At 61.4% G+C, this 24,137-nt stretch carries 29 protein-coding genes; 22 read left to right on the forward strand and 7 right to left on the reverse strand.

The window, feature by feature from the left end:
* Window positions 1–6: 6 nt before the first annotated feature.
* From rpsS to rpsQ, 6 genes are read left to right on the forward strand one after another with little or no spacing between them, the layout of a single operon-like run.
* Window positions 7–282 carry a 30S ribosomal protein S19 gene (rpsS, locus tag LOL23_RS04240; RefSeq protein WP_160977572.1) on the forward strand — a complete coding sequence of 92 codons (276 nt, stop codon included), beginning with the start codon at window positions 7–9 and terminating at the stop codon, window positions 280–282.
* Between the two features lie 3 nt (window positions 283–285).
* Window positions 286–615, forward strand: coding sequence for a 50S ribosomal protein L22 (rplV, locus tag LOL23_RS04245; RefSeq protein ID WP_128355939.1), 330 nt, complete (start codon window positions 286–288; stop codon window positions 613–615).
* A 9-nt stretch (window positions 616–624) separates the two neighbouring features.
* Window positions 625–1,422 carry a 30S ribosomal protein S3 gene (gene rpsC / locus LOL23_RS04250; RefSeq protein WP_160977574.1) on the forward strand — a complete coding sequence of 266 codons (798 nt, stop codon included), beginning with the start codon at window positions 625–627 and terminating at the stop codon, window positions 1,420–1,422.
* A gap of 3 nt (window positions 1,423–1,425) precedes the next feature.
* Entirely contained in the window at window positions 1,426–1,842 is a 417-nt protein-coding gene (rplP, locus tag LOL23_RS04255) for a 50S ribosomal protein L16 (RefSeq protein WP_160977576.1), read from the forward strand.
* A gap of 11 nt (window positions 1,843–1,853) precedes the next feature.
* A complete protein-coding gene (rpmC, locus tag LOL23_RS04260; protein ID WP_160977578.1) occupies window positions 1,854–2,045 on the forward strand; it encodes a 50S ribosomal protein L29 in 192 nt (63 codons plus the stop codon).
* 1 nt (window position 2,046) lies between these two features.
* Complete coding sequence (gene rpsQ / locus LOL23_RS04265) at window positions 2,047–2,328, forward strand: 30S ribosomal protein S17 (protein WP_160977580.1); 282 nt, start codon at window positions 2,047–2,049, stop codon at window positions 2,326–2,328.
* Window positions 2,329–2,440: 112 nt separating this feature from the next.
* Here the strand turns inward: rpsQ and LOL23_RS04270 are convergent, their stop codons facing one another.
* Window positions 2,441–3,382, reverse strand: a complete 942-nt coding sequence (locus LOL23_RS04270) for a LysR family transcriptional regulator (protein WP_160977582.1) — start codon at window positions 3,380–3,382, stop codon at window positions 2,441–2,443.
* A gap of 166 nt (window positions 3,383–3,548) precedes the next feature.
* On the opposite strand from LOL23_RS04270, the gene LOL23_RS04275 reads away from it, so the two are divergent.
* From LOL23_RS04275 to LOL23_RS04285, 3 genes are read left to right on the forward strand one after another with little or no spacing between them, the layout of a single operon-like run.
* Window positions 3,549–4,673, forward strand: a complete 1,125-nt coding sequence (locus tag LOL23_RS04275) for a thiolase family protein (RefSeq protein WP_160977584.1) — start codon at window positions 3,549–3,551, stop codon at window positions 4,671–4,673.
* A complete protein-coding gene (locus tag LOL23_RS04280) occupies window positions 4,673–7,003 on the forward strand; it encodes a 3-hydroxyacyl-CoA dehydrogenase/enoyl-CoA hydratase family protein (RefSeq protein WP_160977586.1) in 2,331 nt (776 codons plus the stop codon). The genes LOL23_RS04275 and LOL23_RS04280 overlap by 1 nt, the downstream gene beginning before the upstream one ends.
* A gap of 11 nt (window positions 7,004–7,014) precedes the next feature.
* The gene (locus tag LOL23_RS04285) at window positions 7,015–8,805 is read left to right on the forward strand and encodes an acyl-CoA dehydrogenase C-terminal domain-containing protein (protein ID WP_160977588.1); all 1,791 of its coding nucleotides are present in this window, start codon (window positions 7,015–7,017) and stop codon (window positions 8,803–8,805) included.
* Between the two features lie 173 nt (window positions 8,806–8,978).
* Here the strand turns inward: LOL23_RS04285 and LOL23_RS04290 are convergent, their stop codons facing one another.
* From LOL23_RS04290 to LOL23_RS04315, 6 genes are all read right to left on the reverse strand, one after another.
* Window positions 8,979–10,682, reverse strand: a complete 1,704-nt coding sequence (locus LOL23_RS04290; RefSeq protein ID WP_237173210.1) for an AMP-binding protein — start codon at window positions 10,680–10,682, stop codon at window positions 8,979–8,981.
* Between the two features lie 76 nt (window positions 10,683–10,758).
* On the reverse strand, window positions 10,759–12,042 hold the full coding sequence (locus LOL23_RS04295; protein ID WP_160977592.1) for an OmpP1/FadL family transporter: 1,284 nt from the start codon (window positions 12,040–12,042) through the stop codon (window positions 10,759–10,761).
* 150 nt (window positions 12,043–12,192) lie between these two features.
* Window positions 12,193–14,163, reverse strand: a complete 1,971-nt coding sequence (locus LOL23_RS04300) for a 3-hydroxyacyl-CoA dehydrogenase NAD-binding domain-containing protein (RefSeq protein WP_237173211.1) — start codon at window positions 14,161–14,163, stop codon at window positions 12,193–12,195.
* Window position 14,164: 1 nt separating this feature from the next.
* Window positions 14,165–15,457, reverse strand: a complete 1,293-nt coding sequence (locus tag LOL23_RS04305; protein ID WP_160977596.1) for an acetyl-CoA C-acetyltransferase — start codon at window positions 15,455–15,457, stop codon at window positions 14,165–14,167.
* Between the two features lie 17 nt (window positions 15,458–15,474).
* Window positions 15,475–16,170, reverse strand: a complete 696-nt coding sequence (locus tag LOL23_RS04310; protein ID WP_237173212.1) for a TetR/AcrR family transcriptional regulator — start codon at window positions 16,168–16,170, stop codon at window positions 15,475–15,477.
* A gap of 285 nt (window positions 16,171–16,455) precedes the next feature.
* Complete coding sequence (locus LOL23_RS04315) at window positions 16,456–17,883, reverse strand: NAD-dependent succinate-semialdehyde dehydrogenase (RefSeq protein WP_160977600.1); 1,428 nt, start codon at window positions 17,881–17,883, stop codon at window positions 16,456–16,458.
* Between the two features lie 438 nt (window positions 17,884–18,321).
* On the opposite strand from LOL23_RS04315, the gene rplN reads away from it, so the two are divergent.
* From rplN to rpmJ, 13 genes are read left to right on the forward strand one after another with little or no spacing between them, the layout of a single operon-like run.
* Complete coding sequence (gene rplN / locus LOL23_RS04320; RefSeq protein WP_013743946.1) at window positions 18,322–18,690, forward strand: 50S ribosomal protein L14; 369 nt, start codon at window positions 18,322–18,324, stop codon at window positions 18,688–18,690.
* A gap of 9 nt (window positions 18,691–18,699) precedes the next feature.
* Window positions 18,700–19,020 (forward strand): 50S ribosomal protein L24, encoded by a 321-nt coding sequence (gene rplX, locus LOL23_RS04325; RefSeq protein ID WP_160977602.1) that lies wholly within the window; start codon window positions 18,700–18,702, stop codon window positions 19,018–19,020.
* A gap of 12 nt (window positions 19,021–19,032) precedes the next feature.
* Window positions 19,033–19,572 carry a 50S ribosomal protein L5 gene (gene rplE / locus LOL23_RS04330; RefSeq protein WP_160977604.1) on the forward strand — a complete coding sequence of 180 codons (540 nt, stop codon included), beginning with the start codon at window positions 19,033–19,035 and terminating at the stop codon, window positions 19,570–19,572.
* Between the two features lie 11 nt (window positions 19,573–19,583).
* The gene (gene rpsN / locus LOL23_RS04335; RefSeq protein ID WP_237173213.1) at window positions 19,584–19,889 is read left to right on the forward strand and encodes a 30S ribosomal protein S14; all 306 of its coding nucleotides are present in this window, start codon (window positions 19,584–19,586) and stop codon (window positions 19,887–19,889) included.
* Between the two features lie 11 nt (window positions 19,890–19,900).
* On the forward strand, window positions 19,901–20,296 hold the full coding sequence (rpsH, locus tag LOL23_RS04340; protein WP_160977608.1) for a 30S ribosomal protein S8: 396 nt from the start codon (window positions 19,901–19,903) through the stop codon (window positions 20,294–20,296).
* 10 nt (window positions 20,297–20,306) lie between these two features.
* Window positions 20,307–20,840: a 50S ribosomal protein L6 gene (gene rplF / locus LOL23_RS04345; RefSeq protein WP_160977610.1), complete on the forward strand. Its 534-nt coding sequence runs from the start codon at window positions 20,307–20,309 to the stop codon at window positions 20,838–20,840.
* A gap of 21 nt (window positions 20,841–20,861) precedes the next feature.
* Window positions 20,862–21,227, forward strand: coding sequence for a 50S ribosomal protein L18 (gene rplR, locus LOL23_RS04350; RefSeq protein WP_160977612.1), 366 nt, complete (start codon window positions 20,862–20,864; stop codon window positions 21,225–21,227).
* Between the two features lie 15 nt (window positions 21,228–21,242).
* Window positions 21,243–21,764 (forward strand): 30S ribosomal protein S5, encoded by a 522-nt coding sequence (gene rpsE, locus LOL23_RS04355; RefSeq protein WP_160977614.1) that lies wholly within the window; start codon window positions 21,243–21,245, stop codon window positions 21,762–21,764.
* Between the two features lie 3 nt (window positions 21,765–21,767).
* Window positions 21,768–21,953, forward strand: coding sequence for a 50S ribosomal protein L30 (rpmD, locus tag LOL23_RS04360; RefSeq protein ID WP_160977616.1), 186 nt, complete (start codon window positions 21,768–21,770; stop codon window positions 21,951–21,953).
* 11 nt (window positions 21,954–21,964) lie between these two features.
* Window positions 21,965–22,405, forward strand: a complete 441-nt coding sequence (gene rplO / locus LOL23_RS04365; RefSeq protein WP_160977618.1) for a 50S ribosomal protein L15 — start codon at window positions 21,965–21,967, stop codon at window positions 22,403–22,405.
* Window positions 22,406–22,414: 9 nt separating this feature from the next.
* Window positions 22,415–23,740 carry a preprotein translocase subunit SecY gene (gene secY, locus LOL23_RS04370; protein ID WP_160977620.1) on the forward strand — a complete coding sequence of 442 codons (1,326 nt, stop codon included), beginning with the start codon at window positions 22,415–22,417 and terminating at the stop codon, window positions 23,738–23,740.
* A gap of 6 nt (window positions 23,741–23,746) precedes the next feature.
* Window positions 23,747–23,965, forward strand: a complete 219-nt coding sequence (gene infA, locus LOL23_RS04375; protein ID WP_009523889.1) for a translation initiation factor IF-1 — start codon at window positions 23,747–23,749, stop codon at window positions 23,963–23,965.
* A gap of 31 nt (window positions 23,966–23,996) precedes the next feature.
* Entirely contained in the window at window positions 23,997–24,110 is a 114-nt protein-coding gene (rpmJ, locus tag LOL23_RS04380; protein WP_003805360.1) for a 50S ribosomal protein L36, read from the forward strand.
* The last annotated feature ends 27 nt before the right edge of the window (window positions 24,111–24,137 follow it).

Raw genomic sequence — 24,137 nt, forward strand, 5'->3', positions numbered from 1 at the left:
AACACTATGTCACGTTCGATCAAGAAAGGCCCATTCGTCGATGCGCATCTGATCAAAAAGATCGATGCGGCCGTCGAAGGCAAAGACAAAAAGCCGATCAAAACCTGGTCGCGCCGTTCCACCATCCTGCCCGAGTTCATTGGGCTGACGATTGCTGTGCACAATGGCCGCCAGCACGTTCCCGTTTACATCAACGAGAACATGGTCGGTCACAAGCTCGGCGAGTTCGCGCTTACCCGTACGTTCAAGGGTCACGCCGCGGACAAAAAGTCCAAGAGGTAAGTGATGGAAACTACAGCAATTATCCGTGGCGTTCACATTTCGGCCCAGAAAACGCGCCTTGTTGCGGATCTCATCCGCGGCAAGTCCGTTGCCCAGGCGCTGAACATCCTGACGTTCACTCCCAAGAAAGCAGCGGGCATCCTCAAGAAGGCGCTGGAGTCCGCTATCGCCAACGCCGAGCACAACGACGGCGCTGACATCGATGAGCTCAAGGTCACGACTATCTACGTCGACAAGGGCGAATCGATGAAGCGTTTCTCCGCCCGTGCCAAGGGCCGCGGTAACCGTATCGAGAAGCAGACCTGCCACATTGTGGTCAAGGTCGGGGCTTAAGGAGTCGCAATGGGACAGAAAATTCACCCGATTGGGTTCCGCCTCGCCGTCAACCGCAACTGGAGCTCGCGCTGGTACGCCGACGACAAGCAGTTTGGCAGCATGCTCGGTGAAGATATCCGCGTCCGCGAATATCTCAAGAAGAAGCTCAAGAACGCTTCGGTTGGCCGCGTGGTCATCGAGCGCCCCGCCAAGAACGCACGCATCACGATTTTCTCGGCTCGCCCGGGCGTCGTGATCGGTAAGCGTGGCGAGGACATCGAAAGCCTGAAGTCCGATCTGCAGCGTCTGATGGGCGTGCCCGTGCACGTCAACATCGAAGAAGTGCGCAAGCCGGAAACCGATGCTCAACTGATCGCCGATTCCATTGCCCAGCAATTGGAAAAGCGCATTATGTTCCGCCGCGCCATGAAACGCGCCATGCAGAACGCCATGCGTCTGGGTGCCCAGGGCATCAAGATCATGAGTTCGGGTCGTCTGAACGGTATCGAAATCGCCCGTACCGAATGGTATCGCGAAGGCCGTGTGCCCCTGCACACCCTGCGCGCCAACATCGACTACGGCACGTCCGAAGCCCAGACGACGTACGGCATCATTGGTATCAAAGTGTGGGTCTACAAGGGCGACATGCTGCCCAACGGCGAATACCCCGCCGAGACCGCTGCACCGCGCGAAGACGAACGCCGTCCGCGCCGCCCCCGTGGCGAGCGCCCCGAAGGCCGTCGCCCCGGTGGCCGTGGTCGTGGCCCTCGTAAAGACGCTGGCGCACCGGGTGGTGCCGCGCCTGCCGCGTCCGAAGGAGAATAAAACATGCTGCAACCTTCCCGCAGGAAATACCGCAAAGAGCAAAAAGGCCGCAATACCGGTCTGGCTACGCGCGGTGCCCAGGTATCGTTCGGCGAGTTCGGTCTGAAGGCCACTGGTCGTGGCCGCCTGACGGCTCGCCAGATCGAAGCCGCTCGTCGTGCGATCAACCGTCACATCAAGCGTGGCGGCCGTATCTGGATCCGCATCTTTCCGGACAAGCCCATTTCGCAGAAGCCTGCCGAAGTTCGTATGGGTAACGGTAAGGGCAACCCGGAATATTGGGTCGCTGAAATTCAACCCGGCAAGGTGCTGTACGAGATGGAAGGCGTGAGCGAAGAACTCGCGCGTGAAGCTTTCCGCCTGGCCGCCGCCAAGCTGCCGATCAGCACCACGTTCGTGGCGCGTCACGTCGGCGCTTAAGGAGACCTGTAATGAAAGCCAGCGAACTCCGTTCCAAATCCGCCGCCGAGCTCAATACCGAGCTCGAAAGCCTGCTGAAGGCACAATTCAATCTGCGTATGCAGCGTGCCACCCAGCAGCTTTCCAACACCAGCCAGCTTGGTAAGGTTCGCCGCGATATCGCGCGCGTCCGCACCATCATGACTGAGAACGCAGGAAAGTAAAATGAGCGAAACCCAAACCAGCCAACCGGCTAAGCGTCAACGCACCCTCATTGGCCAGGTTGTGTCTAACAAGATGGACAAGACTGTCGTCGTGCGCGTTGAGCGCCGCGTCAAGCACCCCGTTCTTGGCAAGACGATCGTGCGCTCCAACAAATACAAAGCGCACGATGAAAACAACCAGTACAACGAAGGTGACACGGTCGAAATTGCAGAAGGTCGCCCGATCTCCCGCTCCAAGGCCTGGACCGTTGTGCGTCTTATCGAAGCCGCACGCGTGATCTAAGCACCGCTGTCAGGCTGGCCCCCAAGGCCCGCCGCACATCGCGGTACTGTGCTCCGCACAAAGAATAAGCCCTGGCATTTTGCCGGGGCTTATTCTATTGGGCCGGGGCCAATCAGGTATTCACGTGCAGCGTTACCGAGCTACCCGTCTTGATATCGCGCCTGTGTTGCTCCAGGAAATCGATGAATGCCCGCAAAGGCATCGGCATCTGCCGCCGGTTGGAGTAATGCAGGTACAGCGAACCGCGATAGCTCGACCATTCAGGTAGCAGTGGCACCAGGCGGCCATTGGCCAGGTACGCGGTAATCATGGGTTCGGGTAGGTAGCCGATGCCCATGCCTTCCAGTGCCGCCGTCAGCACCATATAGATGTCGTTCACGATCAGTGAGCCGTTGCCGTTGACGTCTAGTGTCTGCCCCGCCGCATTGCACAAACGCCAGCGCTGGATAGATCCATCCCAAGGCAGGCGCAGGCGAAGGCACTCATGCTGCTTTAGGTCTTCTGGCGTGGCCGGGTTGCCACGCCGCGCCAGGTAGGTGGGCGCAGCCACGGGCAACACGCGAAATGCTTTCAGGATGGGCACCGCAATCATGTCTTTCTCGATCTGCGGGGCGATGCGTATGCCGGCGTCGAAGCCGCTTCGCACAATATCGCGATTGCTGTCGTCGGCGGCGATCTCAAGCGCAATATCGGGGTACTGGGCCAGAAAAGCCGGTGCAATCTGTGCGATCAGCTCCGCAGCTACGGGCCGAATGGCCAGCAGGCGCAGGGTGCCTTTGGGCTTTTCACGAAACAGATTGACCCCTTCAAGTGTGTGATCAAGCAGGTTGAGCACCGATTGCATATTGGCTAGCAGGTTTTCCCCTGCTTCGGTGAGCGAAACGCTGCGCGTGGTGCGGTTAAGGAGCCGCACCCCCAACCGTTCTTCGAGCGCACGCACGGTCTGGCTGACGGTGGAAAGCGCCAGGCTGAGCTGGGCGGCGGCTTTGGTGAAGCTGCGCTGCTCGGCGACAGTGACAAACGTGTGTAGCTCGACGAAGTCCTGGCCTCGCATATTTGGTATCCATATTATGTGGTGTCATCGAATAGCGTATTCGTATTGTATGTCTATATCAAACAAATCACGCTCCCTAGAATGGTGACTCTTTTCGGAGGCCTGCCGTTGGGCAATACGCCTGGCGCTCGCGCCGCCGCGTCGCAATGATCTGGAGCCAATACGAATGACAGCAGCCGTCATCGCGGGTTATGCCCGTTCCCCCTTCACGCTCGCCAACAAGGGTGGGCTGGTGAAAGTACGCCCTGATGAACTCGCGGCCGAGGTGATACGGGCGCTGATAGCTCGCACCGGGGTCACACCAGCGGATATCGAGGATGTGCTGCTAGGCTGCGCCATCCCGGAAGGTGAGCAGGGGCTCAATATTGGGCGGCTTGCCGGCCTGATGGCGGGCTTGCCGCACACGGTCGGCGGCGCTACGATCAACCGCTTCTGCGGTTCCTCCATGCAGTCTGTACACCATGCGGTGGGTGCAATCGCGGCGGGTGCGGGCGACGTCTTCCTGTGTGCAGGGGTGGAGAGCATGAGTCGCGTCCCCATGACGGGGTTTAATCCTATGCCTCACCCGGGCTTTGCTAGCGCACACCCCCAAGCCTATATGAGCATGGGCCAGACGGCTGAGAACGTGGCCCGTCAGTGGGGGATCTCACGTGCCGAGCAGGAGGCCTTTGCGGTGGAGAGCCAGCGTAAGGCTGGCGCGGCGCAGGCACAAGGGTTGTTGAACGATGAAATTGCGCCGGTGGCGGGGGTGCACACAGATGGCTGCCTGCGGCCCGATACGACGTTGGACGACTTGGCGAGCCTGAAACTTGCCTTCGATCAGTTGGGCAGTGTGACGGCAGGCACGTCCTCGCCGCTGACCGACGGCGCAGCAGCAGTTCTGGTCACCAGCGAAGCTTACGCCAGGGAGCAGGGGCTGGATATCCTGGCGCGCGTGCGGTCGATCGCGGTTGCTGGCTGCGCACCCGATATCATGGGTATCGGCCCCGTGCCCGCCACCCGCAAGGCGCTGCACCGGGCCGGCTTGGCTGCGGATGCGCTTGACGTCATTGAACTGAATGAAGCCTTCGCCTCCCAGTCGCTGGCGTGCATACGCGACCTGGGGCTGGACGTCAGCCGCGTCAACATAGATGGTGGCGCAATCGCGATCGGGCATCCGTTGGGCGCAACGGGGGCTCGTTTGGTCGGCAAGGCTGCCTCTCTGCTCAAGCGCACCGGCGGTCGATATGCACTGGCCACCCAATGCATAGGCGGTGGCCAAGGCATTGCCACCATCCTGGAGGGTGCGTGATGGCGGGGCAAATCAATAAGGTTGCAGTCATCGGCGCGGGGGTCATGGGCGCGGGCATTGCCGCCCAAGTGGCCAATGCCGGGGTACCTGCAGTGTTGCTGGACGTGGTGCCCGAAGGCGCGGTAAACCGCAACCAGATTGCGGAGAAGGCGATCGCGGCATTGCTCAAAGCGCAGCCCGCCGCCTTCATGAGCAAAAAGGCGGCCCGGTTGGTAACGCCAGGTAATATCGAGGATCATCTGGCGCTGCTGGCCGACTGCGATTGGATCGTGGAAGCCGTGATCGAGAAGCTCGATATCAAGCACGCGCTGTACAAGAAAATTGACGCGTATCGCAAGCCCGGCTCCATCGTGTCGTCCAATACATCCACTATCCCCCTGGCCAGGTTGGTGCAGGGTATGGGCGACGCGTTTGCGGCCGATTTCTGCATTACGCACTTTTTCAATCCGCCGCGCTACCTGCGCCTGTTGGAGCTCGTCACCAGCCCTGCAAACCGACCGGAACAGATCTCCGCGCTGACGTCGTTCATCGACCTGGCGTTGGGCAAATCTGTGGTGCCCTGCAAGGATAGCCCGGGCTTTATCGCTAATCGCCTGGGCACCTTGTGGATCAAGGCTGCGCTTGCCAACGCGTTTACGCAGGGCATCGATGTCGAAGAAGCTGACGCCTTGCTGGGCAAGCCTTTCGGTGTTCCGAAAACAGGCATTTTCGGTCTGGTGGACCTGGTGGGGCTTGATTTGATGCGCTATGTGGACGCCAGCATGGCCGCGTTGCTGCCTGAGGGTGATCTGTTTCATCGTTTGGGGCAACCGCTGCCGCTGTTGGAAGAAATGGTGGCCGGCGGCTATACCGGCCGCAAGGGTAAGGGTGGCTTTTACCGCCTGAACCGCGAGGGCGGCGCCAAGGTTAAAGAGGTCATGGATCTTGCCACGGGTGTCTATCGCCTCCAGCGGCACGCCGCGCCGGCCTTGCTGAACGAGGCGCGCGGTGACTTGCGCGCCATCCTGTCGGCGCCAGATAAGTACGGCCGCTATACATGGTCGGTGATGGGGCCGGTGTTTGCCTATGCGGCCGCCTTAGTGGGCGAAGCGGCCGATGATATCGCCGCTATCGATGAAGCTATGCGCCTGGGCTACAACTGGCAGTACGGCCCCTTCGAGCTGATCGACCGCCTGGGTGCGGCTTGGGTGGCTGGGCGGCTGGCCGAAAATGGCATGCAGGTGCCTGCCTATCTGGCGCAGGCGGGTGAGCGCCCGCTGTATCAGGTAGCGCAGGGTCGCCGGCAGCACCTGGGTATGGATGGCCAGTACCGCGACCTTGCGCGGCCGCCGGGCGTGCTCATGCTCGAGGACGTGAAGCGTGTGTCCACGCCGCTGTTGCGCAATGCTTCGGCGGCGTTGTGGGATGTTGGCGACGGTGTGGCGTGCTTTGAGTTCACCAGCAAGATGAATGCACTGGATCAGGACATCCTCGCCTTGCTCAACCAGGCGATAGGCGTGGTCAAAGGTGGCTACAAGGCCATGGTTATCTACAACGAAGGCCGAAATTTTTCCGTCGGCGCTAACCTGGGCCTGGCCGCCTTTGCCGCCAACATTGCGGCTTGGGACATGATTGCGGAGATGGTAAGCGGTGGCCAGCAAACCTATCTGGCGCTCAAGTATGCACCCTTTCCGGTGGTGTCGGCGCCAGCCGGCATGGCGTTGGGCGGCGGCTGCGAGATCCTGCTGCATTCGGACGCGGTCCAGGCGTATGCCGAAAGCTATATCGGCCTGGTCGAATGCGGGGTAGGGCTCGTGCCGGCCTGGGGCGGCTGCAAAGAGATGCTGCATCGCTGGTCCACCAACCCTGCGTTTGCCAAGGGGCCGATGGCGCCCGTTGGCAAGGTGTTCGAGATGATCAGTACGGCAAAGGCCTCCACATCGGCCCAAGAGGCCAAAGAACTGTTGTTCCTGCGGCCAGGTGATCGCATCACCATGAACCGCTACCGCTTGCTGAGCGACGCCAAGGCGCTGGCACTCGAACTGGCGCAAGACTACGTCCCGCCTCAGCCACCCGAGCTGCGGCTGCCGGGCCCATCGGGCCGAGTCGCCCTCGAAGGGGCGGTGGACGATGCACGCCGCCGCGGGTTGGCAACCCGCCATGATGTCGTGGTATCCAAGGCATTGGCGGCGGTGCTCAGCGGCGGCGATGACGCAGATCCGCTGACACCGATGGCAGAGCAGGCGGTCATGGCGCTGGAGCGGCGGGCGTTTCTCAAGCTGTGCCGCCATCCCGATACCCTCGCCCGTGTCAGCCATATGCTGGAAACCGGTAAACCTTTGCGCAACTGAAGAGAATCGCCATGCCTCGATACACCGCTCCCTTGCGCGATATGCGCTTTGTACTGCACGAGCTGCACAATGATGCCGAGTTGGCTGCCCTGCCGGGTTATGCCGACATGACCGCTGATTTGATCGATCCTGTTCTGGAGGAGGCCGGCAAGTTTGCGGCCGAAGTGCTGCAGCCCCTGAATCGCTCGGGTGATGAGGAAGGCTGTCGTTTTGAGAACGGTGAAGTCTTTACGCCGAAAGGATTCCGGCAAGCCTACGAACAGTTCGCCGCCGGCGGTTGGGTCGGCATATCGTGTGCGCCCGAGCACGGGGGGCAGGGTATGCCGGTGTCGGTGCACATGATGATCGAAGAGATGATCAGCAGCGCCAACTTGGCCTTCGGCATGTATCCGGGGCTGACGCACGGCGCCTACAAGGCGCTCGAGGCGCATGCCACGCCCGCATTGCGCCAGATCTTTCTGCCCCGTATGGCGGCCGGGGAATGGGGCGGCACCATGTGCCTGACCGAGCCGCAATGTGGTACCGACCTGGGCCTGATCCGCACCCGCGCGGCGCCCCAGCCCGATGGCAGCTACCAGCTCACCGGCACCAAGATCTTCATTTCCTCGGGTGAGCACGACCTCACTGAAAACAATATTCATTTGGTGCTGGCTCGCATTGATGGCGCGCCCAGGGGTATCAAGGGCATCAGTCTGTTCGTGGTGCCCAAGTACCTGGTCAACGCCGATGGCAGCCTCGGCGCACGCAACCCCGTGGTCTGCGGTGCCATTGAACACAAGATGGGCATCAAGGCATCTTCAACCTGCGTCATGAATTTCGACGCGGCCACGGGTTGGCTGGTGGGTGAGCCCGACAAGGGGATGCGCGCCATGTTCACCATGATGAATGCCGCGCGCCAGGGGGTGGCCATCCAGGGCCTGGGTGTTGCCGAGGCGGCCTATCAGGGGGCGGTCGCCTATGCGCGCGAGCGCCTGCAGGGCCGTGCGCTGTCCGGCCCTCGCTATCCTGACCAGCCGGCCGATCCGCTGCTGGTGCATCCCGATGTGCGACGGATGCTGCTGACCATGCGCGCTAATATCGAGGGCGCACGCGCCCTGGGGGCCTGGGTGTCCAAGGCGTTGGATGTATCCATCAAGAGCGAAGACCCGGCTGCGCGGCAGGATGCCGACGACTTGGTCGCCCTGATGACGCCGGTGCTCAAGGCCAGCTTCACTGACATCGGCCTGGCATGCGCCAATATGGGCATGCAAGTGTTCGGCGGCCACGGCTACATCCGCGAGCATGGTATGGAGCAGCTCGTGCGCGACGCGCGTATCACGCTGATCTACGAGGGTACAAACGGTGTGCAGGCGCTGGATCTCGTCGGCCGCAAGCTTCCCGCCCATGGCGGGCGGCTGTTGCGTCAGTTCTTCCATCCCGTGTCGGCGTTCATCGAGGCGCATACGCAGGATGCCCAACTGGGTGTCATGGCGGGGCAGCTCGGCAAGGCGTTCGGGCGCCTGCAGCAGGCCACGGTGCACATCATGAAGGCGGGTCTTGTCACGCCCGAAGAGGCTGCGGCAGCCTCCAGCGAGTATCTGCGGCTGTTCGGCCTGGTGGCACAAGGGTATATGTGGGCGCGCATGGCGCAGTTGGCCATCCGCCACATCGAGGCAGGTGACGATGCCCAAGGCTTCTACCGCGCCAAGGCGGGCACCGCACGCTTCTTCTTCGAACGCCTGCTGCCCGAAACCGGCGCGCTGCTGTCCGCTATCCTGGCGGGAGGCGCCGCGATGCTGGAGTTTGACGACGCCTTATTCTGAGCCATGCCGCGTGCGCGCCACGGCGCGCACGCGGGGTCGTGTGGACGAAATGCGTTGGGTTACCGGCTTGCGCCCGCACTGAATGGGACGATGGGCACCCAGCAATGGCCGCAGCAATACGCCCAGCAATACGCCGCTTCACTGTGAAGCGGCGTATTCATTGATACTGGGCGTTATGCTTGTACTTTCTGTGTGCTGGCGACGGTATCGCGCTCGCCGTCCTTCAGCGCTCGCCGCAGCACCTTGCCCACATTGGTTCGCGGCAGGTCCTCGCGAAACTCTACGTATTTGGGCACCTTGTAGCCAGTAAGCTTGCTGCGCAGGTATTCGATGAGCATCTGTTCGGTCAGGGCCGGGTCTTTGCGGATGACGAACAGCTTGACCACTTCGCCGGAGTGTTCATCGGGCACGCCGATGGCGGCCGCTTCTTTCACGCCGGGGTGCTCCGCCGCCACCGCTTCGATCTCATTCGGATAGACATTGAAGCCTGAAACTAGAATCATGTCTTTCTTGCGGTCTAGCAGGAAGACGTAGCCCTCTTCGCTCACACGGGCGATGTCGCCCGTGCGCAGGAAACCGTCTTTGTCGAAGACCTTTTCAGTTTCATCCGGCCGATTCCAGTACCCCGGGGTAACCTGCGGCCCGCGCACGCACAGCTCGCCGCTTTCGCCCACGGGCATATCGTTGCCGTCCGCGTCGCGGATGGCGATGCTGGTGGACGGCACAGGCAGCCCGATCGAGCCCGTAAAAGTTTTGAGGTCGAGCGGGTTGATGGTGACCGCCGGCGAGGTTTCCGTCAGGCCGTAAGCCTGCGCCAGCGGCACGCCCGTGGCTGCCAGCCAACGCTGTGCGATAACCTCCTGCACGGCCATGCCGCCCCCCAGGGTGATCCTGAGCGTGGAAAAATCAAGTTTATTGAAGTCTTTATTGAGCAGCAGTGCATTGAAGAGAGTATTGACACCGGTAATAGCGGTGAATGGATACTTGCCCAGTTCTTTGACGACTGCGGGGATGTCGCGCGGATTGATGATGAGTAGATTGCTGGCGCCCAACACAACAAATACCAGGCAATTGGCTGTCAGTGCGAAGATGTGATAAAGCGGCAGGGCGGTAACGATAAGCTGGCGAGCGCCGCCCAGGTAGGGCGTTACCCATGCATGCGCCTGGCACACATTGGACACCATGTTGCCATGCGTGAGCATGGCGCCCTTGGCAATGCCGGTCGTGCCACCGGTGTATTGCAGCAGCGCCAGATCCTGGTGTGACAGCGTGGGCGGGCTGTAAGTGGCGCGCTCACCCTTATGCAGGCAATCCTTCAGGCGCAGGGCACCCGGCAGGGCGTATGGTTTTACCATTTTCTTGACATGCCGGATCACGAAGTTGGTGGCCATGCCTTTGATACCGCCCAGCAAGTCGCCGATGCCTGTGACAACAATCGTTTTGACGGCGGTGCCGGGCAGCGCGTCCTGCAGTGTATGAGCGAAATTTTCCGCGATGACGATAACCGTGGCGCCTGAGTCGGCGAGCTGATGATTGAGCTCGGAGGGGGTGTAGAGCGGGTTGGTATTGACCACCACCCCGCCCGCGCGCAGCACGCCGAACAGGCAGACCGGGTACTGGAACACATTGGGCATCATCAGCGCAACGCGATCCCCTTTGTTCAGGCCTATCGATTGCAGCCAGGCCGCGAAATAGCGCGAATATTCTTCGAGCTCGGCATAGCGCATACTGGCGCCAAGGCTGTAGTAGGCAGTGCGGTCAGCGTGCGCTGTGCAGCTTTCCTCGAACAGGGCGACCAGCGAACCGTAGCGTGCGGCGGCCTCGGTGATATCTGCCGGTATGCCGGGCGGGTAATGGTCAAGCCAGACGGGTTCCATGCTGTCTATCCTCTTTTATTGCCGTTGGCGCGCCGCGCCAGCCCCGGAGCGCCAACGACTCTCATCGACGCGATCATCAGAAACGGTACGATACCTGTACACCAATGATATTGGCATTCGAGTTGTATGTCCCGCGCACGATACCCTTGGTGGGGTCCGTATCGTTGTTGATGTCCGCGTCCCGCACGAAGAGGTGGGCATAGCCGATATCGATCGTGCCGCGCTCGCTGAAGTGATATTGTGCGCCGATCGACGCCCAGATGCGGTTGTTGTCAGGCAGCGAGGTGAGGCGGTAGGTTTCGCTGCGGATCGGAGACTGATCCCATGCCACGCCTGCCTTGAGCGTCCATGCCTGGTTCATGCGGTAGCGTGCGCCCAGTGCCAAGCGCCATGTATCACGAAAACGCAGTGTGAGGTCATCGGAGGGCAGAGGCCGTGTGTTCTCGATGTTCAGTGACTGCAGGCTGCTCCAGCCCGTCCATGAAATATCTGCCAGCACCTGCCATTGGCTGTTGATGTCATGGGCCAGGCTGAGCACGGCGGTGTCCGGTAGTGTGACTGAGGTGCTGGCCGCGACGCGCGCCAGGCTCCTGCCGCCCGCGGTATCAAGCTTGGTGTGTCCGTCGGCATCAATCTTCACGCGTGAGCGGTACGACAGACCGACGCGGGTAGCGGGCGTTATGTCATAGAGCAGGCCTGCGTTCCACCCCCAGCCGTCGCCGCGCAGGTTGGCCTGCGCACCCAGGTCGGGCGTACCCAGCGGCAGGCGCATGGCTGCCGCCGGGACGGCACGGCGGTATTCAGCATCGAGGTACATCCAGTTCAGCCCCGCACCCAACGACAGGCGATCAGAAACCTTATACGCGACTGAAGGATTGATATTGACGCTCTGGATCTCGAACTTGCGTGAATGATAGCGCCCGATCCAGTTGTCGTCATATTCGGTCATCAGCCCAAAGGGGGCGCCCACGCCCAGGCCTGCAAACCATTGAGGCGACAACTGCCAGGAGCCATACAGGTTGGGCACCACGCCGGCCGATCCGGCATCGCCGCCGTTGTTGGCGCCGAGCGGCATCCCGCCCGGGCCGCGGCTGCCATTGTTGTCGAACTTGAAGGACGGGCGTATTACATTGAATCCGCCCGATACATTGACGCCTTCCAGTTTGGTCATGCCGGCGGGGTTGTAATAGATTGTGCTGGCGTCGTCGGCCACGGCAGCCGAGCCTGCGTAGGCATTGCCCAACCCGCTGGCGTTCTGTTCCAGGAGCTGGAAGCCCGCTGCGTGGGCGCCGCCTGCGAACAGGCCTGAAATCAATACCGATACGACGCGCAGCGTTGCGCTGGTTTTCAGATCTTTCATGTGTCACCTCCTGTCTGCTTGCTTGATGAAAATACACGCTGGCGTTCTGTCCGCACCTTTCGCGTGGCGATGTTGATAATGACGATGCCGCCTGCTGCTGGTTTCATGCCGTGCATCGCTTGCGGCAATTTGCGAATCGATACGGCGCCTTCAAGCGGCACCGTCGGATCGTGTGGTAGATACCTGCGGCGGTGCATGCAGTGGGCCGCCCCTGAAGGGTGCGAAACCGGTGCCGAAAATTACTCCCGCGTCGGCAAGGTCTGCGTCGGCCACCACACCCTTGGCCAATTGCTCGCGCGTCTTTTCGATGAGGGGCGTGATCAGGCGTACGGCCAGGCCGTCTGGTACGGTGGTGGGGGTGTGCTTCTCCGGTTTGCCATCTTTCCAGCCATAAAAGCCTCGACCGGTTTTGCGGCCCAATTCGTTTCGGTGCAGATGTAGTGCAAGGCAGGCCGGCATGGCTGCCGCGTCCGATAGTTGTGCCCCCGCATCACGGGTGATGTCCAGGCCGACGGTATCGATCAGTTCGATTGGCCCCATGGGCATGCCCCAAGCCACCATTGCCGCATCAATGCTTTCGGGCAGCACGCCTTCGTCGACGCAGCGCATGGCTTCTAGCATGTAGGGGGCGAGCACGGCGTTGACCAGAAAACCAGGCGTGCTGTGCACCGGCAGGGGCAGCTTACCGATACGCACCACAAATCCGCAGGCTGCTGCGCGCGTCGCGCCAGCAGTGTCTTCGGTGTGTACGACTTCGACCAGCGGCATGCGGGCGACCGGGTTGAAGAAGTGCAGGCCGATGAAGCGTTCTGGCGCCGACAGTTCAGCCCGCAGCGCTTCGAGTGCCAAGCTGGAGGTATTTGTGGCCAGCAGGGCGCTGGGCTTCATGCGCGGCTCGAGCTGGCGATAGAGCGCGCGCTTGGCCTCGGCGTTTTCGGTGATGGCCTCTATGACGAGATCGGCACGGGGCACGCCATCGCCGTGTGAATCGGGTATCAGCCGGTCGAATGCGGCGCGTGCTTCGCGCGGGTTTTTCAGCTTGTGGGCGAACAGCGCGCCGGCGCGGCCCAGCGCGGCGGCGATGCGGGCCGCGTCCTGGTCTTGCAGCGTAACAGCTATGCCCCGCAGTGCGCACCATGCAGCGATGTCGCCGCCCATGACGCCTGCACCGACTACATGGACATGGCCCACAGAATGCGGAGGAGCCTCCCCCCGCTGCGGCTTGCCGAAAGCTTTGAGCCGTTCTTGAAGATGAAACACGCGCACCAGGTTGCGGGCAGTGGCGGAGCGCACGATGGCATCGATGCACTCAGGTGCTTCGAGCGCATTGCCGTCGTGGCGGGCCCAGATATCGAGAATGGCGCGGGGTGCGGGGTAATGCCCGCCTGGGTCGCGCTGCTGTACCTTGCGCACGGCCTGGCGCGCCACCAGCGGGCGGATGAAAGACAGGTTCAGCAAAGCCCCCACGCCGCGCGCCGTGCGGGCCTGGCGCCCGCTCAGTACTGTCATGGCGGCGGCCCGGCGGGCTAGGCGCTGCGGCACAAGCGCATCGGCCAGCCCTATGCTGACCGCGCGTCGCGCATCGGCGGAACGCCCGGTCAGCATCATGTCAAGGGCGATTGGCGCACCAACGAGGCGGGGCAGGCGCTGCATGCCGCCCCAGCCGGGGAAGATGCCCAGCATGACCTCGGGCAACGCCAGCTTGGTTTCGGGTTGATCTATCACCAGGCGGTAGCGGCAAGCCATGGCCAACTCAAGCCCGCCGCCCAGGCAATGCCCGTGGATCAGGGCGAGTGTCGGGTATGGGGCCGCAGCCAGCGTGTTGGCGATCCGCCATCCGCGTTCAACCAGCGCAATGGCTTGTTCACGCGTATCCAGCCCCGCGAATTCGCCGATATCCGCGCCAGCGATGAAGCCAGCCTTTTTGCCTGATCGAAGCACCAACCCTGCTGGCGGGTTGTTGGCGAGCCATTGCAGCGCGGCCTCGAGCTCGCGCATGACACCGGCAGACAACTGGTTGACGGTGTTGCCCGCGCAGTCGAACGTAAGCCAGCCTACATGCTGCTCGTCGGTGTGATAGCGGAAATTGACTAGCCCGAGGGTATCGAACGATGTGGCCATGTCAGACCTCGCTGTCGCAGGCTTCGACCATCATCGCACCGCCCTGCCCGCCGCCTATGCACAGTGCTGCCATGCCGCGCTTGAGACCGCGCTGGCGCAACGCCTGCAGCAGGTGCAGCACGATGCGCGCGCCGGAGGCGCCTACCGGGTGGCCGATTGCAATGGCGCCGCCATTCACATTCAGGCAGCCAGTGTCCAGCTCGCCCAATGCGCCGCGCCCCAAGTGCGCCTGGCACCACGCGTCGTCGCGCCATGCCGCCAGGCAGGCCAGCACCTGGGCTGCGAAGGCCTCGTTGATTTCCCAGAGATCAAGATCGTTCAGGCCAAGATGGTGGCGCTGCAAAATGGGCGTGGCGGCAAAGACGGGCCCCAAGCCCATTTCGGCGGGGTCAAGCGCGGCCCATTGCACGTCCGTGATGCGACCGATGGGCTGCAGACCCCACCGCTGAACGGCTGCATGCGATGCCAGCACCAACAGCGCTGCGCCATCGGTGACCTGCGAACTATTACCCGCCGTGATACTGCCCCAGGGCGGGTCGAATACGGGCTTCAACCTGGCCAGCCGCTCGGGCGTCGAATCATCCCGCACGCCGTCGTCGCTGGCGTATAGCTTACCTTGGCTGTCTATTAGCGGGACGATTTCGTCGAAGGCTCCATTCTGGCGGCCCGCCAGGGCGCGGCGATGGCTCAGTGCCGCATAGCGGTCCATCTCGTCGCGCCCGATGCCGAACTGATGCGCCAGGTTTTCTGCTGTCTGCCCCATGGAAAGGCCGACAACCGGATCGGTTAGCCCCCTGAGCAAGCCGATGACGGGAGCCAGCAACCTCGGCCGTAATTGCCGCAGCGCCCGCAGCCTCGCAGCTGCGCCACGGGCCTCTCTCCACGTGGCCAGCCACTTCACCATTTCATCGCTAAATAGCACCGGTGAGCGGGATAATGCATCGGTGCCGCCGGCCAGCACCACGTCGGAACGCCCCGTCTGGATGGACATAATGGCGGCATCGAGCGCTTGCATGCCAGACGCGCAGTTACGCATGACTGTCCACCCTGGTACGGCATGGCCGCAGCCCAGCCGCAGCGCGATGACGCGGCCGATATTGGTTTCGTCGGGTGACGGGGCGGCGCAGCCGATGATGACCTCGCTTAGATCGGTGGCGTTGAAACGCTGGCGCAGCAGCAGCGCCCGGCCGGCCTGTAGGGCGAGGTCAGAGGCGGAAAACGGCCCCGGTGCATTGCGCGCCTTCAGGAAGGGGCTGCGGGCGCCATCGATGACATAGACCGGTTGGAAAGCCATTTTCGCGTCCTTGCTCGTTAGGCTACCTGGCAGTGTGGATGCGCAGCGGCGTCGGCACCCGGCAAGGGTGCGCGCAACCCGCCCAGAAGAAAGCTCATCAGGCGGCCCTGTAGGCGTTGGATTGGGTCGCCGGCCTCGGCGCCCGAGGCCTGCCAGCCAATTGCCGTCTGCAGCACCTCGGTGCCCGCCAGCGCGTAGGAACAGGCGCCCAGCATGAAATGAAAGCGCCAGATGATCTCGACCTCGGGCACGCCGGGCAGGGCATGCAGCAGTGCCTGTTTGAAGCGGATGAACACGCTGGAGTGCTCATCGATGAGTGTGGCGCGGATGAAGCCCCCAGGGTCGGACATGCTGCGTTCGAGCAGGGGAACGAAGGCGCGGCCGTCGGATGTGCCGCTGTATGCATGGCGGATGAGCGGCCCGAAGAAGGCATCGACGATCTGGGACGGTTTGAGGGGTTCGCCGCCGGTTTCGTGCTCGAGCGCATCGAGCAGCGTCAGGCGCTCTTTATTAAGCGCTGCCACACGGCGCTGAAAGACGGCCTTGATCAAGCCGTCCTTGCTGCCGAAATGGTAGTTCACGGCAGAAAGATTGACCTGCGCGGCGCCGGTGATTTGCCGCATAGAGGTATTGTCGTGCCCATGCTGGGCGAACAGTAGCTCGGCAGCGTCAAGAATACGGCTACGGGTTGAATGCGTAGTGTGTTGTGTCATGCCGGATGTCTCGCTGTTGTTCTTGATTATGTGTTGATGCGTGACGGGATCAAACGCGATAAATCAAACGCAATAAATCAAACGTTTGTTTGAATCCTTGGGGTGTACTCTACCTTTGTGCTAGTACGTTTGGGTAGAGGGGGTTTGTACCTACGCGTGCCGTGCACGGAGCGTCGATGCCCGAGCGGAGGGGTCATCTGCACCTGCCCGCAAAAAAAAGCTACGCCGAGGCGTAGCCGTATTGGTTGGCGCTATTGGTGACCGGGCGTAGCCCGGCCCCTGCGTCTAGATGTGGGTGACGAACTTGGTAACGAGGTAGCCGTCGAAGGTTTCAAGGCCGCCTTCGCTGCCGATACCGCTGTCTTTAACACCGCCGAACGGGGTTTCGGGCAGCGCGCTGCCAAAATGGTTGATGTTGACCATGCCGGATTCGAGGTTATTGGACACCTTGGTGGCGGTCTGCAGCGAGTTGGTGAATACGTAAGACGACAGGCCGAAGGGCAGGGAGTTGGCTCGCCGGATCACGTCGTCGGTATCGTTGAAGCGCGTTATCGGCGCGATAGGCCCAAAGGGTTCTTCTGTCATCAGCATGGCATCTTCCGGCAGGTCGGTGACCACCGTGGGCGAGAAGAAATGCCCCGGCAGGTCGGGCGCATCGCCGCCCAGTACCACTTTGCCCCCGCGCTCGAGCGCATTTTCGACAAACTTGGCCATCATGGGTACCCGGCGCTCATGTGCGAGCGGGCCCATTTGCGTGTCGGCCGCCATGCCATCGCCTACTTTGATACCCTTGAGCGTGTCGACGAAGGTAGCCAGGAAGCGGTCGTACGCCTTGTCGTGCACATAGAACCGGGTGGGCGACACGCACACCTGGCCGGCGTTGCGGATCTTGAACTTGGCCAGCATCTTGGCGGCGCGATCGATATCGGCGTCATCGAACACCAGCACCGGCGAGTGCCCGCCCAATTCCATGGTGACACGCTTCATGTGCGCGCCGGCCAGCGCGGCAAGCTGCTTGCCCACCGGCACCGAGCCCGTGAACGACACCTTGCGCACAATAGGCGAACGGACGAGGTAATCAGAGACTTCGGCGGGCACGCCCCAGACGATATTCAGCACCCCGGGCGGGAGGCCCGCATCGTGGAACAGCCGCGCGATGGCCATCACGGCGCTGGGGGCGTCTTCGGGGCCCTTGAGAATGATGGTGCAGCCGGCGCCGACCGCGGCGCAGATCTTGCGGATGGCCTGGTTGAACGGGAAATTCCATGGCGTGAAGGCCGCGCACACCCCTACTGGTTCGCGCAGCACCATCTGCCGCACATCGGGATTGCGCGGCGGAACGATGCGACCGTAAATGCGGCGGCATTCTTCGGCGTGCCAGTCGGCGTGCTCGGAGCAGGTGGCGATCTCACCCACCGCCTCGGCCAGAGGCTTGCCTTGGTCTAGCGTAAGATTGCGGCCGATCTCCTGGGCGCGCTCGCGGGCAAGCTGGCCGACCTTGCGCAGGATCTCGGCGCGGTGCACGGGCGAGCTGTGGCGCCAGGTCTCGAATGCCCGGGCTGCAGCGGCCAGAGCGCGGTCCAGGTCTGCGGTAGTGGCGTGCGGCAACTGGCCCAGCACCTCGAGCGTTGCCGGGTTGGTGACCGGCTGGGTCTTGCGCCCATCGCCCTGAATGAACTCGCCGTCTATATATAATGCCAATGTCTCGTACATGCTGGTTCCTGCTCCTGATATGGATCTGAAGGTATCGATATAGTAGATAGATACGGGTGCCATGCGTTTGCTGTCGGCGCTGGCACGCAGCAAGCCACCATGCTACCGCGTAACGCCAAAATGGCGAAGCAGACAAAACACCACAGGCAAGCGGGCGCTCACCCAAAACGCGCCTAACTACTTGCAAACCAACGAAAACTAGAATACCATAGAGAACTTGCTGGCAAAAACCCGTGGTGCTTCATGCAGCATGAGCGCCGGCAAAGACAAAACGCGAAGCAAAACGCGGCACAATCTACGTGTTTTGAGCGCGATTTTTTAGCAAGATTTCAACCCAGGGCGACGGGCATTGGCCAATAGCCTGACGGGACCAAAACTGGTTGCGGGGAAGCCAATAGCCCTGGCGTCTCATGCAACTAAGTTGGAACAGGAAAAATCATGATCCAAATGCAGACCACGCTGGACGTGGCCGACAACACAGGTGCACGTTCAATCATGTGCATCAAAGTGCTGGGCGGCTCCAAGCGCCGTTATGCCGCAATCGGTGACATCATCAAAGTCAGCGTCAAGGATGCGGCTCCCCGCGGGCGCGTCAAGAAAGGCGAAATCTACAATGCCGTGGTGGTTCGTACCGCCAAGGGCGTTCGCCGCAAGGACGGCTCGCTGATCAAGTTCGGTGGCAATGCCGCCGTTCTGCTCAATGCCAAGCTGGAACCCATCGGCACGCGTATCTTCGGACCTGTCACGCGCGAACTGCGTACAGAAAAGTTCATGAAGATCGTGTCCCTGGCTCCCGAAGTGCTGTAAGGAGCGCACATGGAAAAGATCCGTAAAGGCGACGAGGTCATCGTACTGACCGGTCGCGACAAAAAACGCCGCGGCACGGTGCTGCAGCGCATCGACGCCGACCACGTGCTGGTCGAAGGCATCAATGTTGTCAAGAAGCATGTCAAGGCCAACCCGATGGCCGGCACGCAAGGCGGCATTGTCGACAAGACCATGCCCATCCACATTTCCAACATTGCGCTGTACAACCCCGAGTCCGGCAAGGCCGACAAGGTTGGCATCAAGGTTGTGGACGGCAACAAGGTTCGTGTATTCCGTTCCAACGGCGCTGTCGTTGGCGCCAAGGCTTAAGGGGCGTAGAACATGGCTCGTTTACAAGAGTTTTATCGCAGCAAGGTCATGGCCGACCTGCAAGCCAAGTTCGGCTACAAGAGCATCATGGAAGTGCCGCGCATCACCAAGATCACCCTGAACATGGGTGTGTCTGAAGCGGTTGCCGACAAGAAAGTCATCGAGCACGCTGTGGGCGACCTCACCAAGATCTCTGGCCAGAAGCCCGTCATCACCAAGACGCGCAAAGCTATCGCTGGCTTCAAGATCCGTGAAAACTATCCCATCGGCTGCATGGTCACCCTGCGTGGCCAACGCATGTACGAATTCCTCGACCGCCTGGTCGCCGTCGCGCTGCCGCGCGTACGCGATTTCCGCGGCGTGTCGGGTCGCGCCTTCGACGGCCGCGGCAACTACAACATCGGGGTGAAAGAGCAGATCATTTTCCCCGAAATCGAATATGACAAAATCGACGCCGTGCGTGGTATGAACATCAGCATCACCACCACTGCCAAGACCGACGAGGAAGCCAAGGCACTGCTGTCCGCCTTCAGTTTCCCGTTCCGCAACTAAGGGGCGATGACGTGGCAAAACTTTCCCTCATCAATCGCGATATCAAGCGCGCCAAGCTGGCAGAAAAATACGCCGCCAAGCGTGCTGCCCTGAAGGCTGTCATCGACGACCAATCCAAGTCTGACGAAGAACGCTACCAGGCTCGCCTGCAACTGCAACAACTGCCTCGCAACGCCAACCCCACGCGCCAGCGCAACCGCTGCGTCGTCACGGGTCGCCCGCGTGGCGTGTTCGCCAAGTTCGGTCTCACCCGTCACAAGCTGCGCGAAATGGCGCTGCGTGGCGAGATTCCGGGCATGACCAAAGCAAGCTGGTAGGAGAAATACACATGAGCATGAGCGATCCCATCGCCGACATGTTGACCCGTGTGCGCAACGCGCAGCAGGTCAACAAGACGTCGGTCAGCATGCCCTCCTCGAAGCTGAAGGCAGCCATTGCTGCCGTGCTGAAGGACGAAGGCTACATCGACGGTTTCCAAGTCATCGGCGAGAAATCCAAGCCTGTGCTGGAAATCACCCTGAAATACTACGCAGGTCGTCCGGTTATCGAGCGCATCGATCGCGTCTCGCGCCCCGGGCTGCGCATCTACAAGGGCAGCAAGTCCATTCCTCAGGTTATGAACGGCCTGGGCGTGGCTATTGTGTCCACCCCGCGCGGCGTCATGACCGATCGCAAGGCACGCGCCACTGGCGTGGGCGGCGAAGTGCTGTGCTACGTGGCGTAAGGAGAATCACATGTCACGTATAGCCAAGTATCCCGTTCCGGTGCCGCAAGGCGTCGAAGCCACCATCAGCGCCGGGCAGATCACGGTCAAGGGCCCACTGGGCACCCTGACACAAGACCTCACCGGCGACGTAGTGGTTCGCCAGGAAGACGGTCAGCTTACTTTTACTGTCGCCAACGATTCCCGCCACGCCAATGCGATGTCGGGCACCGTGCGCGCCCTGGTCGCCAATATGGTGACAGGTGTTAGCAAGGGCTTCGAGCGCAAGCTCAACCTGGTCGGCGTGGGTTTCCGCGCGCAGGTTCAAGGTAACGCGCTCAAGCTTCAGCTTGGTTTTTCCCACGACATCCTCCATCAGATGCCTGAAGGCATCAAGATTGAGTGCCCCACCCAGACCGAAATTGTGGTCAAGGGCGCCAACAAGCAGGTGGTTGGTCAGGTGGCCGCTGAGATCCGTGCATATCGCGAACCCGAGCCCTACAAGGGCAAGGGTGTGCGTTACGCGGACGAGCGCGTCATCATCAAGGAAACCAAGAAGAAATAAGCGCGCGGACAAGGACGAATTATGGACAAGAAACTCTCCCGTTTGCGTCGTGCGGTTGCAACTCGCCGGAAAATCGCCGAGCTGCGCGTACACCGTTTGTCGGTGCATCGCTCCAACCAGCACATCTACGCAAACATCATTTCGCCGGAAGGCGACCGTGTGCTCGTCAGCGCATCCACGCTCGAGCCCGAAGTGCGCAAGGCGCTGGTCGACCAGAAAGTCAACGGTGGCAATGCCGCCGCGGCTACGCTGGTGGGCAAGCGTGTTGCCGAAAAGGCAAAGGCGGCCGGCATCGAGCAGGTTGCATTTGATCGTTCGGGCTTCCGTTATCATGGCCGCGTCAAGGCGCTGGCCGAGGCCGCGCGTGAAGCCGGTCTGAAGTTCTAAGCAGGGGATTGTCAAATGGCTAAAGCACAAGGCAAGCACGCCGCCGAGCAAGAGCGCGACGACGGCCTGCGGGAAAAAATGATTGCGGTCAACCGCGTCAGCAAGGTGGTAAAGGGTGGTCGCACCATGAGCTTCGCCGCGCTGACCGTGGTTGGCGACGGCGATGGCCGTATCGGCATGGGCAAGGGCAAGGCCCGCGAAGTGCCTGTTGCCGTCCAGAAGGCGATGGAACAGGCCCGCCGCGGCCTGCTCAAGGTTGCCCTCAAGAACGGCACGCTGCATCACACAGTGGTCGGCAAGCATGGCGCCTCCACGGTTCTGATCTCGCCCGCTGCCGAAGGTACCGGCGTGATCGCCGGCGGCCCGATGCGCGCGATTTTCGAAGTGATGGGCGTACGCAACGTCGTTGCCAAGAGCCTCGGCTCCAGCAACCCCTACAACATGGTCCGCGCTACGCTGAATGGCCTGCGCGCCTGCTCGACCCCCGCCGAAATTGCCGCCAAGCGTGGCAAAACGGTGGAAGATATCCTGGGGTAAACCATGGCACAGAAGCAAATTAAAGTTACGCTCGTGCGCTCTGTGATCGGCACCAAGCAATCCCACCGCGATACCGTTCGCGGCCTGGGTCTGCGTGGCCTGAACAGCAGCCGCGTGTTGGTCGATACACCCGAGGTGCGTGGGATGATCCGCAAAGTGGATTACCTCGTCACCGTCTCGGAAGTCTGAAAGGAATCGGGATGTCACACACTCAACTCAATACGCTGAAGCCGGCCGAGGGTGCCAAGCACGCTCGTCGTCGTGTCGGCCGCGGTATTGGCTCCGGTCTGGGCAAAACTGCCGGCCGTGGCCACAAGGGTCAGAAGTCCCGCGCCGGTGGTTTCCACAAGGTCGGCTTCGAGGGCGGTCAAATGCCGCTGCAGCGTCGCCTGCCCAAGCGTGGCTTCACGTCGCTTAACCAGCATCTTTCCGCTGAAGTCCGCCTGTCCGACCTGCAGCGCCTGCCTGTCGACGAGATCGATGTCCAGGTGCTGAAGCAGGCCGGTGTGGTCGGCCAGCAGGTGCGCTATGCCAAAGTCATCAAGTCGGGCGAGTTGTCCCGCAAGGTGACGCTCAAGGGCATTGCCGCAACGGCCGGCGCGCGCGCCGCGATCGAAGCTGCTGGCGGTTCGCTGGCGTAAGGGGCGACGGTGGCTAAAGCTCAGGCTCAGGGTAAATCGGGTTCTCGTTACGCCGATCTCAAGCGGCGTATCGTGTTCCTGATCCTCGCCCTTGTGGTCTACCGGCTGGGCACGCATATCCCGGTGCCGGGCATCAATCCCGATGCCCTGGCAGACATGTTCCGCCAGAACCAGGGCGGTATCCTGGGGCTGTTCAACATGTTTTCGGGCGGCGCGCTCGAACGCTTCTCGGTGTTCGCGCTGGGTATCATGCCGTACATCTCTGCCTCCATCATCATGCAGTTGATGGCGGTGGTGGTGCCCTCGCTCGAGGCCATCAAGAAAGAAGGCGAATCCGGCCGCCGCAAGATCACGCAGTACACCCGCTACGGCACGGTGTTTCTCGCGTTGTTCCAAGCGGTGGGCATTTCGGTGGCGCTCGAATCGCAACCAGGCCTGGTCATCGATCCCGGCATGATGTTCCGCTTCACCACCATGGTGACGCTGGTGACGGGTACGATGTTCCTGATGTGGATCGGCGAGCAGATCACCGAGCGCGGCATGGGCAACGGGATCTCGATCCTGATCTTCGCGGGTATTGTTGCGGGTCTGCCTAGCGCGCTTACGGGTATGCTGGACTTGGTCCGTACAGATTCCATGTCTGTGCTGTCGGCGCTGTTTATCTTCGCCCTGGTGATTGCGGTTACGTATTTCGTGGTGTTCGTCGAGCGCGGCCAGCGCCGTCTCACGGTTAACTACGCGAAACGCCAGGTCGGCAACAAGATCTACGGCGGCCAGAGCTCGCATCTGCCGCTCAAGCTGAATATGTCCGGGGTGATCCCGCCCATTTTCGCGTCGTCGATCATTCTGCTGCCGGCCACGATCACCAGCTGGTTCTCGAGCAACCCGAACATGCGTTGGCTGGGTGACTTGGCCGCGGCGCTTTCGCCCGGGCAGCCCCTGTACATCACGCTGTACGCAGCCATGATCATCTTCTTTTGTTTCTTTTACACGGCGCTGGTGTTCAACAGCCGCGAGACTGCGGACAATCTGAAGAAGAGCGGTGCATTCGTTCCGGGCATTCGTCCAGGCGAACAGACGTCGCGCTACATCGACAAGATTCTGATGCGTCTGACACTGGCCGGTGCTATCTACATCACGGTGGTCTGCCTGTTGCCCGAGCTCATGCAGGCGCGCTGGAACGTACCGTTCTATTTCGGCGGCACATCCTTGCTGATTATCGTCGTGGTTGCCATGGATTTCATGGCCCAGGCGCAGGCTCAGATGATGTCACACCAGTACGAGTCGTTGCTCAAGAAGGCCAACTTCAAGGGCAATAGCCTACCACTGCGGTAAAAGAGCATGGCAAAAGACGACGTCATACAAATGCAGGGCGAGGTTCTCGAGAACCTTCCCAACGCAACTTTTCGCGTCAAGCTGGAAAACGGCCATGTGGTGCTTGGCCATATCTCGGGCAAGATGCGTATGCATTACATCCGGATCCTGCCGGGAGACAAGGTCACAGTGGAGCTCACGCCCTATGACCTGTCGCGCGCCAGGATAGTCTTCCGCTCTAAATAAGCGGCCGGTCACAGGAAACTAGGAGTCAACCATGAAGGTAATGGCATCGGTAAAGCGGATCTGCCGCAACTGCAAGATCATTAAACGTCACGGCGTGGTGCGCGTCATCTGCACTGATCCACGTCACAAGCAGCGTCAGGGCTAAGGCCGGGCGCAACGGATTTAACAAGGA

The organism is Paracandidimonas lactea, from assembly GCF_021653995.1.
Lineage (GTDB): Bacteria > Pseudomonadota > Gammaproteobacteria > Burkholderiales > Burkholderiaceae_B > Allopusillimonas > Allopusillimonas lactea.